General features: G+C 31.6%; 9 protein-coding genes and 1 pseudogene. 1 reads left to right on the top strand and 9 read right to left on the bottom strand.

Annotated elements, in window-relative coordinates:
• Window positions 1-79 precede the first annotated feature (79 nt).
• The 3 genes from GQR95_RS05615 to GQR95_RS05605 all read right to left on the bottom strand — a co-directional run bounded on the left by GQR95_RS05615 (window position 80) and on the right by GQR95_RS05605 (window position 5,006).
• The gene (locus GQR95_RS05615; RefSeq protein WP_159022233.1) at window positions 80-1,108 is read right to left on the bottom strand and encodes a hypothetical protein; all 1,029 of its coding nucleotides are present in this window, start codon (window positions 1,106-1,108) and stop codon (window positions 80-82) included.
• Window positions 1,059-2,813: a hypothetical protein gene (locus tag GQR95_RS05610; RefSeq protein ID WP_159022232.1), complete on the bottom strand. Its 1,755-nt coding sequence runs from the start codon at window positions 2,811-2,813 to the stop codon at window positions 1,059-1,061. The genes GQR95_RS05615 and GQR95_RS05610 overlap by 50 nt, the downstream gene beginning before the upstream one ends.
• Before the next feature lie 693 nt (window positions 2,814-3,506).
• The gene (locus tag GQR95_RS05605) at window positions 3,507-5,006 is read right to left on the bottom strand and encodes an AraC family transcriptional regulator (protein ID WP_159022231.1); all 1,500 of its coding nucleotides are present in this window, start codon (window positions 5,004-5,006) and stop codon (window positions 3,507-3,509) included.
• Between the two features lie 1,145 nt (window positions 5,007-6,151).
• Between GQR95_RS05605 and GQR95_RS05600 the strand changes: the two are divergent.
• Window positions 6,152-6,562 (top strand): annotated as a pseudogene (locus GQR95_RS05600) (phage integrase SAM-like domain-containing protein); the annotation flags it as partial.
• A gap of 216 nt (window positions 6,563-6,778) precedes the next feature.
• On the opposite strand, the gene GQR95_RS05595 reads toward GQR95_RS05600, so the two are convergent.
• From GQR95_RS05595 to GQR95_RS05570, 6 genes are read right to left on the bottom strand one after another with little or no spacing between them, the layout of a single operon-like run.
• Entirely contained in the window at window positions 6,779-8,074 is a 1,296-nt protein-coding gene (locus GQR95_RS05595) for a phenylacetate--CoA ligase family protein (RefSeq protein ID WP_159022229.1), read from the bottom strand.
• Window positions 8,071-9,738, bottom strand: a complete 1,668-nt coding sequence (locus GQR95_RS05590; protein WP_159022228.1) for a C45 family peptidase — start codon at window positions 9,736-9,738, stop codon at window positions 8,071-8,073. Before GQR95_RS05590 ends, GQR95_RS05595 begins: the two co-directional genes overlap by 4 nt.
• Window positions 9,739-9,744: 6 nt before the next feature.
• Complete coding sequence (locus GQR95_RS05585) at window positions 9,745-11,289, bottom strand: NAD(P)/FAD-dependent oxidoreductase (protein WP_159022227.1); 1,545 nt, start codon at window positions 11,287-11,289, stop codon at window positions 9,745-9,747.
• Between the two features lie 6 nt (window positions 11,290-11,295).
• Window positions 11,296-14,970: an MMPL family transporter gene (locus tag GQR95_RS05580; protein WP_159022226.1), complete on the bottom strand. Its 3,675-nt coding sequence runs from the start codon at window positions 14,968-14,970 to the stop codon at window positions 11,296-11,298.
• On the bottom strand, window positions 14,963-16,159 hold the full coding sequence (locus GQR95_RS05575) for a DUF2062 domain-containing protein (protein WP_159022225.1): 1,197 nt from the start codon (window positions 16,157-16,159) through the stop codon (window positions 14,963-14,965). The genes GQR95_RS05580 and GQR95_RS05575 overlap by 8 nt, the downstream gene beginning before the upstream one ends.
• 30 nt (window positions 16,160-16,189) lie before the next feature.
• Window positions 16,190-16,567: a 3-hydroxyacyl-ACP dehydratase gene (locus GQR95_RS05570; protein WP_159022224.1), complete on the bottom strand. Its 378-nt coding sequence runs from the start codon at window positions 16,565-16,567 to the stop codon at window positions 16,190-16,192.
• Window positions 16,568-16,681: the final 114 nt, after the last annotated feature.

The following is a 16,681-nucleotide window of genomic DNA, read 5'->3' as shown; positions in this document are numbered from 1 at the left end:
TCAACTCTCTGTTCCGTCTCCATAGCACCATCCATTCCGTAATGCAATCCATCGTTCTGTCCAGTGAATCTACAGCATGTCATGCGGAATCTCCATCAACTCCATCTGTTCCGTCTGATCCATTAGTACCATCTGTTCCTGCAACACCCTGAGCACCTTGTGGCCCAGTGAAATCTGCAGTCGTAAATGTTGAACCATCTGTATATGTGATAGTAAAGGTTCCGTCTCCGTTATCTGTTGTTGCTGAAACTCCTACACCATCAATACCATTTGTTCCGTCAGCTCCATCTGCTCCAGCAACTCCTTGATCTCCTGTTAAATTTGAAGTAGTAAATGTTGAACCATCTGTATATGTAATCGTGAATGTTCCGTCTCCGTTATCAACTGTTGTTGAAATTCCGTTTCCGTCTGCTCCATCAGCACCAGCAACCCCTTGTGTTCCTTGTGGACCTGTGAAATCTGAAGTCGTGAAGGTTGAACCATCTGTATATGTAATCGTGAATGTTCCATCTCCATTATCTACAGTTGTTGAAATTCCATTTCCGTCTGCTCCAGCAACTCCTTGTGTTCCTGTGAAATCTGAAGTCGTAAACGTTGATCCATCTGTATACGTAATCGTAAATGTTCCGTCGCCATTATCTGTTGTCGAATCAACTCCTACTCCATTTGTTCCGTCTACACCAGCAACTCCCTGAGCACCTTGTGGACCTGTAAGATCTGAAGTTGTGAATGTTGAACTATCCGTATATGTAATGGTAAATGTACCATCTCCATTATCTGCTGTTGAGGCTATTCCAACACCATCCATTCCGTCAGCGCCATCAGCTCCTGATAAATTTACGGTTGTGAATGTTGATCCATCTGTATATGTAATTGTAAATGTACCGTCGCCATTATCTGTTGTCGAATCAACTCCTACTCCATCTATTCCATTCGTACCGTCAATTCCATCAGCTCCGTCTACACCAGCAACTCCCTGAGCTCCTTGCGGACCTGTAAGATCTGAAGTTGTGAATGTTGAACTATCCGTATATGTAATGGTAAATGTACCATCTCCATTATCTGCTGTTGAGGCTATTCCAAACACCATCCATTCCGTCAGCGCCATCAGCTCCTGATAAATTTACGGTTGTGAATGTTGATCCATCTGTATATGTAATTGTAAATGTACCGTCGCCATTATCTGTTGTCGAATCAACTCCTACTCCATCTATTCCATTCGTACCGTCAATTCCATCAGCTCCGTCTACACCAGCAACTCCTTGAGCTCCTTGCGGACCTGTAAGATCTGAAGTTGTGAATGTTGAACTATCCGTATATGTAATGGTAAATGTACCATCTCCATTATCTGCTGTTGAGGCTATTCCAACACCATCCATTCCGTCAGCGCCATCAGCTCCTGATAAATTTACGGTTGTGAATGTTGATCCATCTGTATATGTAATTGTAAATGTACCGTCGCCATTATCTGTTGTCGAATCAACTCCTACTCCATCTATTCCATTCGTACCGTCAATTCCATCAGCTCCGTCTACACCAGCAACTCCCTGAGCTCCTTGCGGACCTGTAAGATCTGAAGTTGTGAATGTTGAACTATCCGTATATGTAATGGTAAATGTACCATCTCCATTATCTGCTGTTGAGGCTATTCCAACACCATCCATTCCGTCAGCGCCATCAGCTCCTGATAAATTTACGGTTGTGAATGTTGATCCATCTGTATATGTAATTGTAAATGTACCGTCGCCATTATCTGTTGTCGAATCAACTCCTACTCCATCTATTCCATTCGTACCGTCAATTCCATCAGCTCCGTCTACACCAGCAACTCCTTGAGCTCCTTGCGGACCTGTAAGATCTGAAGTTGTGAATGTTGAACTATCCGTATATGTAATGGTAAATGTACCATCTCCATTATCTGCTGTTGAGGCTATTCCAACACCATCCATTCCGTCAGCGCCATCAGCTCCTGATAAATTTACGGTTGTGAATGTTGATCCATCTGTATATGTAATTGTAAATGTACCGTCGCCATTATCTGTTGTCGAATCAACTCCTACTCCATTTGTTCCGTCTACACCAGCAACTCCCTGAGTACCTTGTGGACCTGTAAGATCTGAAGTTGTGAATGTTGAACTATCCGTATATGTAATGGTAAATGTACCATCTCCATTATCTGCTGTTGAGGCTATTCCAACACCATCTATTCCATCTGCTCCAGCAGGACCATTAGCTAAATCAATTATTATCTGATCATTATTTTCATTAAAATAAGTAATTGTACCATCACCATTATCTACAATAGTTGTTATGGTTTCTAGATTCTTAACCAAATTAGTCATGTCTAATTCTGTTACATCCCCATTTTCATCTTTATAATCTAAAGATTTTCCATCTTCATTAAGACTAAGAAATGTTAAGGTCTCCAAATTACTATTGGTAATAATTTGCACATCTCCATTCTCGTCTATATAAGAATATTGATTATTAACCACATCCCAATACACTATATTATCTGGCAAATCTTGCTTAGCAAGAAATTTTAACCAACTTCCTTGATACCAATAATAATATCCAGGACTTATTCTTACGGAAGTATTTGTATTATAAACCAACAAACTTTCAATATTCCCTGCAGAAATACTAGTTTGATCTGTTAGACTAGTTAAAGGCACTTGAGGAATCAAGACCCCTTTATTACTAGAAACAATTTCTAACTGCGTCGATGAATTCGGCATATCTGTACCAATCCCCACTTGAGAGTAGGTAACATGTGCCATAAATAAAATGAGTAATAGTAAAATTTTTTTCATAAAATCTGGGTTATTTTGACATATCGCTTAAACAAGTTCTTCTTAAAATAAAATGTGATTTAATAAATTAACACCTAATTAAACCACATTTTATTAAGCATAAAAACCGTATTCCTAAAGTATTCTTTTAATATTAGGAAAAAGAGATATCGTTTAGCCATTTTCTAGAAAACGGATAGAATAAAAAAAATAAAATACTAACAATCAATATATTAAATATATTTTAAATTAAACACCTTTAAAAATTGACACTCTATTTACGTCAAATATTCCTCTATTTCGTCTAAAAAAAGTAAGAAAAAAAATACAAAAAGACAAAGTTGTCCGAATTTGTATATAACCTTAATAATTATAGGTTTTCAGAAGAGATCTTAAATATTTGAAATAGAAATTCATTCTTAATTTTAAGAAAACAACAAACAAAACAGAATGTATTAGAAGAGGGAAGTATTGACAAGCATCTAAATTTAGAAGACAAAAAAATCCATTCAGTTATTCAATAAAACATGAATGGATTATACGATTAAAACCGCATGTATATATACTAAAATATTTAATGTAATTAGCCACCATATTAGCTCCTAATATTCCAAAAGCGCTACAAGTATAATAACACTTAAAAAAAGCGACTATAGGTCAGATATAGATAAAAAAAGAATCCTTATTAAAAGTAAACAACTACAAAAATAACACTTAAGCTGTTTTATTTTTAAAAGCATTAATATAATATGAAGGTGAGTACTTCGTGAATTTCTTAAAATTTGTAGAAAACTTACTATGTGAAGAAAAACCACATTCTTCAGCTAGAAAACTTATCTTATAATTTAAATAATCGGAATCCGTGTTTAACTTATCTACAATATATAATATTCTTAACTTATTTATATATGTATTAAAATCTGTATTTCTATTTTTCTTAAGTACTTGTCTAAGATACTTTGTGTTTGTGTTGAGTTCTGCAACCAAAATAGATAGTGACATGTTTTTATCTAAAAAAAGATTTGAAGCCTCAAAATCTTCTAGTTTATCTAAAAGTATTTTCTCTGTTTTCTTAGAACACAAAACTACATTTGCACCTTTTTTTTCATGACCATTAAGCGCATCTCCGATATAATTAAATACCATTTTCCTCTTATAATAAAACCCTAAAGATGGTATTAAAATAAAAAACATAGTTGCAATAATATGTGCAGAACTGGAAGGCTTATCTATAGGCATTTCCGCAGAAAAATCATTAAGTTCATTAGATGCTTTATTTATAAGCCCCCTTAACTGATTCTTGTTTTCGGCAACAACTGCGTTATACTTAAATCTATATAATTTAAAACTATCTAAAACCCCAACTTGCTGATAATACTCTGCTGTATTTTTATAAACTTCTTCTTTTATAAAACTATTACAATTATAACTAGCAATAATTAAGTTTTTTTTCACGTAAACCTTAGCATGGTTCAATTGCTTATTTTCTAAATACAAACCAATTAAACCATTATATATATTATTTGCCAATAACGACTGCCTTATTTCTGACTGCTCTAAAAATGAGCTTGCTTTAGAGTAATGAATAAGCGCAAGTTCTTTATTATTCATTTCAACAAAACACCTTGCTAGTTTCTCCTCACAGTTTGCTAAATCAAAATATTTTAAGTTCTCGTCTTCTTTTTTATTCAATATAAAAATTGCTGATTTTAAATATTCTGTAGCAGCTTCATAATCTTTAGCTTCAATATCGTATTCAACCAACTCGAGATTAGCCATTGTAATAAACTTTAAAGCATGATCTTTATTCGGTATTTTAGAGCTAGCAATAACACTTTCGGCAATTAAATCTTTCCCCTTATCTACAAAACCTATCTTTCGATATTGCCTAGATAAAAAAGTATAGATTCTTGCTTGTAAACAATAATTATTTACATTTTGTGCCATCTCTAAAGATTCTAAAGCAAACTCTATAGATTCTCCCCTTTTTTCTTCGCGTTCTAAAATAACACTCTTAAGTATTAACGCATACATTTGATTTTTTACACTTTCTGAATTTGCAAATAAAGAATCTGCAACATGCATAGGGATTAAAGAGTTCTCTGATGAAATTTCTAATGCAAGATCACAACATAGTGACTGATTAGACTTAATATTAATGTCCTTTTGAAAATAAAAAAAAAGCGGAAAGATAAATAGGAAGGCGTATTTCATGGGGAGGAGATTTTGTTAGGCTTCTTAAAACTAACACTTTATAAAGTGAAAAACAAACTATTTGAAAAAAAAAGATAACAATTAATGATAATTTTAAGATAAATTAACCTTAAAACTGAAAATTATCTAACAAACAATTGTAATACATAATAAAATATTTTTCTAGTTTTTATAGAACTAAAATTAAACAGGCTTATAGTAGGTTAAGGTTAATAAAATTTATTTAAAAATAAAACATAGAACGAATGCTATCAAGAAATTCAACTTTGCTTTAGCAATAACTAAAGACAAATGCTAAAACAAAAAATCAATCTAAATAAAATTCATGAATTTTTATTTTAACCCTTTGAATTTAAAACAATTAACGCTCTTATAATTAGCTGGTTAAATTATAAAATAAGAATAACATTTACTTACGGGAAACCACAATTATATAGTTTATTAACTTTTTATTAACAAGAAAAAAGATACAACCCCTTAAGAAATCGCATAAAAATTAGTGGAGAAGATAGGGCTCGAACCCACGACCTCTTGACTGCCAGTGTCGGGATATAGCTATTTCACAAAACCAAATAACACCCAACACTACTGATTAACAATTAATTACATAACTTAGTTGTTTTGTGATTTCATCTATTTTCACCCTGTTACGTGCAAATTTTTTTATTAACTTTATTTATGTTACACACTCATTTAAAGCTATCTATAGATAAACGAAGACAAAAAAAGATGATTCTTTTCCATTAATTTTACGTTTAAGTCATTTTAGAAAAAACGACCTCTACAAACTTAAATCAATCCGTTCCATTAAATTGTTGGGATGAAAAAGCTGAAAAGATAACTAAACATTGTGGTACTCGGATTGTTGTAAATGAATTAAATAATGATCTTCAAAAAGCAAAAGTAAAAGGTCTAGAAATTATTGAAAAATTAAAAGATAAAGACGAACTTAATTACTTGTCTATTTCTCAAGTTAAAGACAAAATCACCAATAAAGTTAACTTCAATTCTTTTTTCGAATATTGTTACGACATCATAAAAGACCTTAAAAAAGTTGAACGTTACGGTAATGCCAACTCATATTATGCTGTATCCAAAATAGTTTTAAAATTTACTAAAAACAAAGATTTCATTATTCTAGGAGTAATTCTACTAATGGTTTAGCTGTATACATGAAAACCATAAGAGCCTTTTTTAATAAAGCTATTAAAGCCGGTTTAGTTTCAAAAGAGGCTTATCCATTTACTAATTACAAAATAAAAACGACACCTACAGAAAAGAGAGATTTAGAATTGGATAGCATAAAATCTATAATGCTATTACAATTAAATGAAACAGATAACCTTTTCCATTACAGAAACTACTTTTTAGCATCTTATATGCTTTATGGTGTCTCATTTATTGATTTAGCCTTTTTAAAGCTTGAAAATATTATTGATAATCGTGTAAAATTCTACAGAAGTAAAACATCAAAACCATACAATATAATCCATAATAATACTCTTTTATATTTCTATATACCCGATCAAACAAAGTTTGCCCTTTGTGTAATATGAACTTTAACAATACTTTTTTAATAACTTTTGAACCTCTTGCTCTCGAGAATTTGTTTTTGCCAAGCTGGAAATATTATTACAGGTACAATAACATCTATCTCTTCTAAAACACATAATACAACTGCTAATATTATTTCAGTTTTTTATTCTACAAACCCTTTTAAGCCTCGATTATAATACAATAAACTAAAAACAGTAAATTTTAAATATTATTCATTACGCCTGATTTCTATTATCAATAACCATTACTGGTTTTCTACTCATTTTTGGGAATTGTAATTTCTGAATTTCCTTTTTGTCGCTAAATTCAATTTTTGGCAATACGCGTAGCTTTGCTCTAAAATGATTTTTTATACTTTGTAATAAGCTTTCTGTAGGTGTATTTACCGCTATTTTAATGAGTATTTCATCTGTTCCTATGGAATTGTGAGAAAGTTCTATAACAAAGGCTTCTACTTCGTTAAAATCATTTAAAATATTATGCATTGCTGGCGGATATAAAGTTGTGCCTTTATATTTTATCATTTGTTTTTTTCTGCCAATCACCGGTCCTAGTCGCATGGTGTTTCTACCGCACTCACATTTTTCATAATGTGCTTTTACAATATCTCCTGTTTTAAATCTAAGTAACGGCATGCCTTCTACACCTAAAGTGGTAATGGTAAGTTCTCCAGATTCTCCTTTGGCTACAGGTTGGTTGTTATCGTCTAATATTTCTGTAATAATTAATTCGGGATGCTGGTGTCCTCCTTTTTGTTGTTCGCATTCCGTAAAAGCTGTATTCATTTCGGTAGAAGCGTAAGTAGAATACAATTCAATATTCCAGCTTTCTTTTATTTTTTTAGATAAGGTGTTTAACGAAAAATCTTGAGCCCTTAAAGGTTCACCAATGCAAATTGCTCCTTTTATTCCTGAGTTGTTGAGGTCTATGTTATGCTGTTTGGCATATTCTATCAATTTTAATAAAAAGGAAGGCACTGCAATAATGTATGTGGGTTTAAATTTTAAAATAGAATCCCATTGTAGTTCTGGAATACCATTACCAACTCTAATAATTCCAGCACCAAGTTTTCTTGCTCCTAAAAAATAAGCCAAACCTGCCATGAAACGTCGATCTATTGTGGTCATAAGCTGAATGACATCATCCTGTCCAACTCCAGCACAAGCAAAAGAGATGGCTTCGTTATATGCTAAACGGTCTAAGTCACTATCTGTGAGTCCAAAAAGTACTGGATCTCCCAAAGTACCAGAAGTCGTTACATAATCCACAATTTTGTTTTTTGGGACACAAATGAAATCGTCATTATATTGCTGTAAATCGTCTTTTGTGGTCGTTGGAATTGCAGCTAAATCTTCAAGCGAATTAATAGTTGAAATATCAATTTTATGAGTGCTAAATAAGCGCTTATAAAAAGCGGAATTTGTATTTAAATACTGTAAAAGAACCTTTAGTTTTCCAACTTGAAAGTTATTTATTTCAGCTTTGGAAGCATATTCTATTTCAGGAATCATAATTCTAACTTTCTTTTTAATTTTTTAATGTATTTATCTACTTGTTCTTCGTCAGGAACAGTAGTAATTTCTTTTGTTTTAGCGATTTTGAAAGCCTCTAAAGCTGCTGTGTAATATCCTTTTTTATAATAGTAAGTGCCAACGATATAATAGGATTCCCAGTATTCTAGATTTAATTTTTCTAACTGTAAAAGCTTTTCTAAATCTATAGTGTCATTATTATCAATTGATGTGAGTACTTCATGTCTAAGATGTCTATAGGTTTGATAATTCTTATAAGCTTCTGTGTATTGAAAAGGATCTTCTTCAATATTTAAAATTGTATTTGCAAGAGAATTTTTTGTAGGACTTTTAAATATTTCATTTAAATCGTATGCGACAAATTCGCCTAATTGATAAGGGTTTGAAGATACCCAAACTAAACGTTGTTCGGGTTTGAAAACGACTGAATGATGTGCTAATAGTTGATTTAAAGCTTTTTCATTGCCATAGCCAATAGCTTTGTTATGTAAGCCTTCTTTATTTCTTAAAATATCTACGGCTATTTCTGGTGTCAATTTTGGGTTTTGGTCCAAAAGTTCTTCCATGCGTTCGTAACGGTATTGCGAATGACTTTCTTTAATCTGCTTTAAATTGTTTTTATCATTTGCATAAGCTTCACTTTGAAAATGGTTAGAGCATATCAATTGATTTGAGTTTTCAACGTCATACACACCAAAATTATGAGGTGACACTTCAATTATTACAGCTTTTCTATCTTCAGCACTTCCCACTAAAATAGATTCGGAAACAAATACTTGACGTTTTTTTGCAATAGCAATGGCTTCCTTAATATTGGAAGCGTATTGTAAAATTTCACGATTTAAAATAGAGATAGGTGTTTTTGCTATGAGCGGAATTTTAGATTTTCCTGCATTTATGGTTACGGTTAAGCCATGTTCATTCATACCTGAAAGAACACCTAACATTCCGGCCCAAGTTACCGACATAAATTTATTGCCTTCTGTAGGATTTGTAAAGGATACAATTTTTTCTTCAGCAAAATCATCGCCGGCATAAAAATCTAAATTCCGACCTATAATTAGACTTCCGTCTGTGGTTTTTTCATCCCAGGCAGCAAATGATGTGCAACCAACTAAGGCTAAATCTTGCAAAGCGTGGCCAATATCGTGGGCGCCATGAAAATAAAGAACTCTTAAATAAGGATCTGCAATGTAATTATAGTCAGGGGAAGCATATTTAGAAAGACCTAGAATTTCTGTTTTATATTCTAATGGAACATTAAGATATAGTTTTCTATTATACCAAGCCAAAAAGCGTCTTAATATAGCTTGTTTGGTTTTAGAAGGTACAAATTTGTCTATTTTAGAAACAAAAATACTTTCTTGCTTATGGAATAATTCTTGAGTAAGACTTCCTGTAATTAAACCTCTCTGATATGGATTTCCTTCAACATAAAGCTCCCATAAACCTTGTTGGTTTTTACTTAGGTGATTATTTCCTAGAGTGAAGGTGGAATCAGAAGTTTTAACACGTTCTGGAATTACCGAATTATAAGTACTTACATCGGGAACATCATGTAATGATTTTGAAATTCCGCACGAGGTTAGACTTACAAAAAGAAGAAGTAAAAGCCCGTAATATATACTCGATTTAATCTTCATGATCATTTAATTTTCGATGCTTTTTTCGGTTTTATTAGCATCTAATATTTTTTCTAATAAAGGTTCCATACCAATAATTCCAGAACAGGTGAGTACGGCGCTTATGGTAACTCCTAAAATGCCATGCATGTTTAAACTTTGTCCCGTAAGCAATAAGTTTTTAATTTTTGTACGTGGAGAAACAAAGGAAGCTAAAGGATTATTAGCATCTTTTACATAGCCATAAATAGAGCCTCTATTAGAGCCAATATAATCGCGATACGATAATGGTGTTGAGGTATATGTTTCTTGAATACAGTTTCTAATATTTGGATATTTTTTTTCTAATTCTTGAATAAGTTTTTCGGCTTTTTCAGCTTTAAACTCTTCATAGGTTTGTCCGCGTTCATTCTTATTTGCTACAGTATTAAATGTGTTTTCCCATGGTTCTACTTCTTCGTAACGCATATAGGTCATTACAGTTATGCTTTCTCCATAAATATTTGTTTTTTTATTGATCCCCATAGATGCCATATAACCTTCAGGCCAAGTTTCTGCAGTGTAATCTTGTCCGTCCCAAATCTTGTTAGGATCTTTTATGTGGTAAATATTTTTGTTTTGGTATTTAAAAGTATTTGGTTTTAAAACAATATAAAGGCTAAAACCAGCGATGATACTTTCGATATTATTGATGCGTTTAGTGTAAATTTTTCTAAATTTATCTTCACCAACTAATTTTATAGTCAGCTTTGGCTCAATATTAGAAATGAATAGATCTCCTTTAATTTCTTTACCGTTTTTGGTAAAAACAGAATTGATGTTCTTGTCTTCGAATCCAAATTTAACCACCTCATGATGCTTAAAAGCATCACCACCATTTTCCTTTAAACGTCTAATTAATAATTTAGAAATTTGACTACCTCCATTTATACAACGGTAAGCACTTTCTATATATGAATTGACGGTAAGCGCATGCACGTAAAAAGGTGTGCGATTGGCATCACCAGCATATAGGTAATTGGTGCCAGCCAGGACAGCTTGTAATTTTTTATTATCTGTTATAGAGTCGATATAGTCTTTTGCTTTTAAGCTGAAAATATCTGTATTTTCATAGTAAGGCTTGCCGTGCTTCAATCCGTATAAAGGAAATTGATTACAAATATCCTGAAGTTTATCACAATAGGTTACAATGGCTTTTTCTTCATCAGGAAATTCAATTAGTAAATTTTTAATGAATTTATCATAGCTTTGTGCATGTTTGTATTCATTGTCATCATTGTCAAACGTAATGACATCAAAACCATCTTCATCTAGTTTTTTTAGATTTAAATCATCTATAATATCTAGGTATTTAAAGTACTGATATAGATTTTGACCTTTGTTTAAGCCTCCTATGTAATGGACTCCTGTATCAAAAATAGTTTTATCGCGAACAAAGGTCTGTAAGTTACCACCATACTGATTATTTTTTTCTAAAACACAAACGCTATAGCCTTCTTTTGCTAATATATTGGCAGAAACTAAACCACCTAAACCGCTTCCTATTATAACAACATCGTAATGAGATTTCATGCTTTTTTACTGTTTTGATAAGATAGTCAAATTTTCTGTTTCGTATGTGCTAACGAATCCCAAATCAATTTTATTTAAAGTGAATTTAGAACTGTTTTCTTTCAAAAATATAATATAATTTAAGTTAGGATGTAGCATCGATTTTAGTTGTGTTTCTGTAATATCAATATTATTTATGATTAAAGTATTTGGTTTAAAAGCGAATGTTTCTTCTATAGAATCTGGACAAGTAATATTTCGAGAATTGGTGATAAAGCTGTTTTTGAAAATAATTCTATTTTCAATATTCTTAATATAAGAAACGATTTTTCGATCTACACCATCTAAAGCTAATAAGAAATCGAGCTGACCTGCATCGTCTGACAAATGTAAAATAGTATCTTTTACACCAACCGTATGTAGCACCTTTAAATAAATATCTTTGTTAATTTTAATATCGTTTTTAACGCATTTGTAAAGTAAATCTCCTTTATATCTATAATCATCTAAAAGTGTTTTATAAAAATAAGTTGCACCTTCTCTTTCTTTTCTGAAGGTGCTAAATTCAGTTCTAAAATAAGCGCCAATTTGTTTAGCCCGCTGCGAATAATTATTGCTGAATCTAGAATCGTTTGGTGTAATTCTATCCATTATTTTTAGAGTAATATGACCATCTCTAATCATAGATTCGCCTTTAGGAATCACTTCAGAATTACCGTGAATAAGTACAGGTACAATATCTAAATTAAATTGTTCTGCTAAATAAAATGCGCCTTTATGAAAACGCTTTATTTTATGGGTTTTAGAGCGTGTGCCTTCAGGGAAAGCCATTAAAGTGTAACCTTGTTCTACTTTTTTCTTTAAATGGTCTAATCCATTTTCAATACCACTAGATACCGGATAGAAGCCAGCTAATTGTACGGCTTTTCCAAATACAGGCGAATTGTAAACCCAATCATTTACTAAGAAAATAATTTTTGGGTGTAACATTCCAATAGCTAAAATATCTAAGAACGACGTGTGGTTTGCTATAATTATGGCTTGTTTTTTAAAATCCTCTTTCGGTTCATTAATCACTTTTTTTACTAGAAAAAGATGTGTGTACAATACGGATTTCATGAATTTTGAAATGCATACATGAAACCATTTCATCTTTGTTTTCTTAGGAAGTGGAATGATTTTTAAAATGGTAACACTAAACAGAGATAATAAAATACCGCCTAAGCCAAAATAGGTAAATGAGACGATAGAATGAATTAATAATCGTAACGATATTGGTCGTTTGGTCTTACTACCAATAAATAATTTGAACAATAAAGGTTGAATAGCAAATGCAACCATAACGGCAGATGTAATACCAATTAAACATACCAACGATATAGAATATAATGCCGGATGTTTGGCAAAAATTAAAACACCAACACCTAAAATGGTAGTGATTACCGAAAGTAAGATAGACGTTTTATGTGTGGTTAAAGATTTCTCACCGGTTCTATATTCGTGTAATAAACCGTTGGTCATAAAAATGCCATAGTCGATCCCTAACCCGAAAATAAACGTTGAAATAATAATGTTGAAAATATTGAATTCTAAATGAAATAATCCCATTATTCCAATGGTTAATAACCAAGTTAAACAAATAGGAATTCCTGTTACTAAAGTTAAAGAAAGGCTTCTGTAAAAAAGTAAAAGAATAAGAATGACTGCAATTAGTGAATACCCAATTAAACTATTAAAATCGTTTTTTAGATTCCCTAATAAGGTCTCATTCATTTGTTTTCTATCAATCACTAACGTTTGAGAATCCGCTTTAAAAGCATCCATTACAGCATCTGCTTGTTCTACTTTTACTAAAGTTGTAATGGTGGTGTAATTGTCTTTAGTAGCAATATAATCATCCACAGAAAAGATGTTTATTGCTTTGTAATCTTTACTTTCTAGAGGTTTGAATTTGGTGTTTAAAAGCGTGTAAAAAGAGTTGAAAGTTTCGGGTTTAAAACCTAAAGCAGTTCCGCTTTCTATAATCTGTTGTTTTGTGTTTTCAATAGTATTTCTATTCCAAAAAGATTGCCAACGTTCAATTTGTTGTTTTTGTTGTTTTTTAGAATGTACAAATGTACTGATAGAACTAAAGTTAATAAGTTTGCCTTCGGTTTTTAAATTTTGAAGCTTCGTTAAAATGGCGTCATTAATTTGAAGTGTCTTTTCTTCAGAATCACCATAAGCAGCAATGTATACAGATTTTGAGGTGCTATTAATAAGTTTATCTAAGTTTAATTCTGCCGCCTCGATATCTTTTGGCATGTAATTCATTTTACTTAAATCATTATTGAAAATAACGGTGTTGTATGTGAATAAACTACCAAAACATAACAAGAATACGCCTATGATTACCCATTTGTTTTTATGAATATTGTAAGAGGCTATTTTGTCTAAAGCGGTGCTTTTTTTAATCGTTTTAGTTTGCTCTTTATAAATTTGAGGAATAAAAAGTAAAGCAAAACAAGACGAACCCATAACGCTCATGGCTGCAAAAATCCCTAAATCTTGTAAAGCTTGTGAGTTGATAAATAACAAACACAAAAACGCTAAAGCCGTAGTTAGACTACTCATTAAAATAGGCTTTGTAATCTCTTGATAGAGGTTTTTTACATTGTTATTACTTCTAATATGGGTAAGGATATGTAAAGAGTAATCGAGTGTAACACCGAGAAGTACTGAGCCAATCCCCAAGGAAATGGCAGATATTTTTTCGCGGATTAAGAAGAGTAACGCAATGGCTAAAAGTCCACCAAATATAGTAGGCACAAATAAGATAATTGGGACTGTTAATTTTTTATAGAAAAGTATAAATATGAGTAATAGAACCGTTAAAGCTATCCCAACCGTAAGTTGAATGTCGCTTTTTATTTGATTGGCATTTGCGACAGCAATTAAAGTTCCTCCAAAATATTCAGCATTAACCTTATCTTTAAAAGTGAGATTTAATTTCGCATTAGTATCGTAGAGATTTTTTACAAATTGTGTGTTTTCAGCGGTTTCGTTAGAACCTAAAGCAGGTGTGATAAATAAGAGTATATGCTGTTTATCTTTACTAACTAAGAAACCGTTTTGTAGCGTAAAATCTTCACCGAAACTCAACTCTTGTAACTTTTTTAAAGCAATGAATGATAATCCTAAAGGATCTTTTAAGATAAAATCTTTAGCAACAATGCCCGAAGGGGAAATTAGTGTTTTATAGTTTTTTAGAGTAATAGCATCAATACTATCTTTCTCAATTTTGTTCGCAATAGTTCTATAATCTGCTTCATTTAGAAAAAGCGGTAAATTATCATATATAAAACTGGCTGTTTTCTGAATTTCTTTATCATCAATCTGTCCTTGAATCTTTTTTATATATGGACTTGAAGACGCATTGATACTGTCAATAAATTGCGATGCGTACTGGGTTAAATCTTCAACAGAACCATCTTTACTTTTAGTGATGTTTACAATAATTTTATCTGTAAAGTTGACGTTTTTTAAAACCTTCTGTAGTTCTGAATTTTCTGCATTACTAGGTATTAGTTTAGTGATGTCTTCTTCAAATTCAATTTTAGAAGCCACAAAAACTAAAGTCAATAGCAAAATTCCTAAAAGGCCTAAACCAAGCCATTTTTTAGAATTAAAATAGTTGTATGTACTGTAAAATATATTATCCATTAGTTGGGATTACATTTTTCTTTTCAAAAATCAAAAAAAGTAAATAGCTTAAAATTCCAATAAATATTGCTGATAGAGATGCTAAAGCTAAACTTCCGATGATATAAGATTTAAGATGTTTTAAAACTTCAAAATCAGCTACAATTTCAGTAATATGAAACGTTACATTTTCGCCTAGAATAAAGTTTCCTAACTGAAAGCTTGTAAAGATAATAAAGGGAATAAAAGGCGGAAGACTAATGTTTGAAAAAGCAAAAGCAATAGTTTTATTCAGTTTAAATATCAGAGCTAAAAAAATAACGGTCACGGTTTGAATTCCCCATAGTGGAGCAATACCAATAAAAATACCTAAAGCTATGGATAGTGCTTTTTTTTGAGGAGAATCCTTACTGCCAATAACATCTTCGGTTATAAAACGCTTAAATCCTTTTTTTTTTAATTTTCTGAAAAAATCACGAGGTTTTATATAAAGTAATGTAAGTATAACGAGCCATGTATTTAGGATACTTATTCGTGTAAAATCTTTAAAAGGTCTAAAGTGAGAAACACGTTCGTCTTCATCATATAAAACTTGAATTGGAATGTTTTTAACGCTAGTACCAGACCAGGCAGCTTTTACAATCACTTCTATTTCAAATTCGAATTTTGAAGTGTAAAATTTTAAATCTTTCAAATGTTGAATAGGGTAAAGTCTAAACCCAGATTGTGTGTCTTGCAGTTTAATCCCCGTTTCTGCCCAATACCAAAAATTAGAAAACTTGTTACCAAAACTACTTTTTTTAGGGACACTTTCTTGGTTCATATTCCTTGCGCCAATAAGCAGTAAATTTTTATCCTCCGAACTTTCTAACGCTTCACTAAATGCTGGAATATCTTCAGGGAAATGTTGCCCATCAGAATCTATCGTTATTGCATAGTGATATCCTAAATTCTCGGCATGTTTAAAAGCGGTACGTAGAGCTTTTCCTTTTCCTTTATTTTCTTCAAAATGAATCTGTTTTAATTCAGAAAAACTTTCTAAAATTTTTGATGTATTATCCGTAGAACCATCATTTACAACTATAATATTTTCTGTGTAATTTAAAACACCTTCAATAACGCGTTGTAAAGTTTTAGAATTGTTAAAGGTTGGTACAATTACACAACATTTTAAGCTGTTTAGTTTATGATGTGTGGTAATATCCTTCATTTTGTTGTTAGAATTAGGCGTAAGATTAAACTAATTCTTTGTTTTTATAAATGTACCATTACATTTTAAAGCAACAGCACCATCTGTAAATTTAGTGATATTTTTAATCTTAACCGTATCGTTTTCTTCTATAATAGAAAGCTCTAAAATGAGTTCTGCATTTACATTTGGGTTAATTAATGCTGTGAATTTTATGTTAGAAATATTCTGTAAGAATAAAGGGGTATTGACATAATCTTGAGTGATTTCTTTAATAATCTGAACCATACAAACGCCAGGTGTTACCGGATTTCCAGGAAAATGACCGTTAAACACATCGTGATCTTTATTCAGGTTAATAGTAACATGAATTGCGTTTGTATCAACAATAGAAGTTGTTAATTTAGTGTAAAAATCCTTAATTAGCATGGGCTTATTGTTAGACTATATATTCAGTAATAAATATTTTTTTTGCATTCAACCATTAAATTAATGGAGTGCAAATGTGATAAATTATCTTATAAACAAGAAGTAATATAGTGT

The organism is Formosa sp. L2A11 (assembly GCF_009796865.1).
Lineage (GTDB): Bacteria > Bacteroidota > Bacteroidia > Flavobacteriales > Flavobacteriaceae > Formosa.
This window is presented reverse-complemented; position numbering and strand designations above follow the sequence as displayed.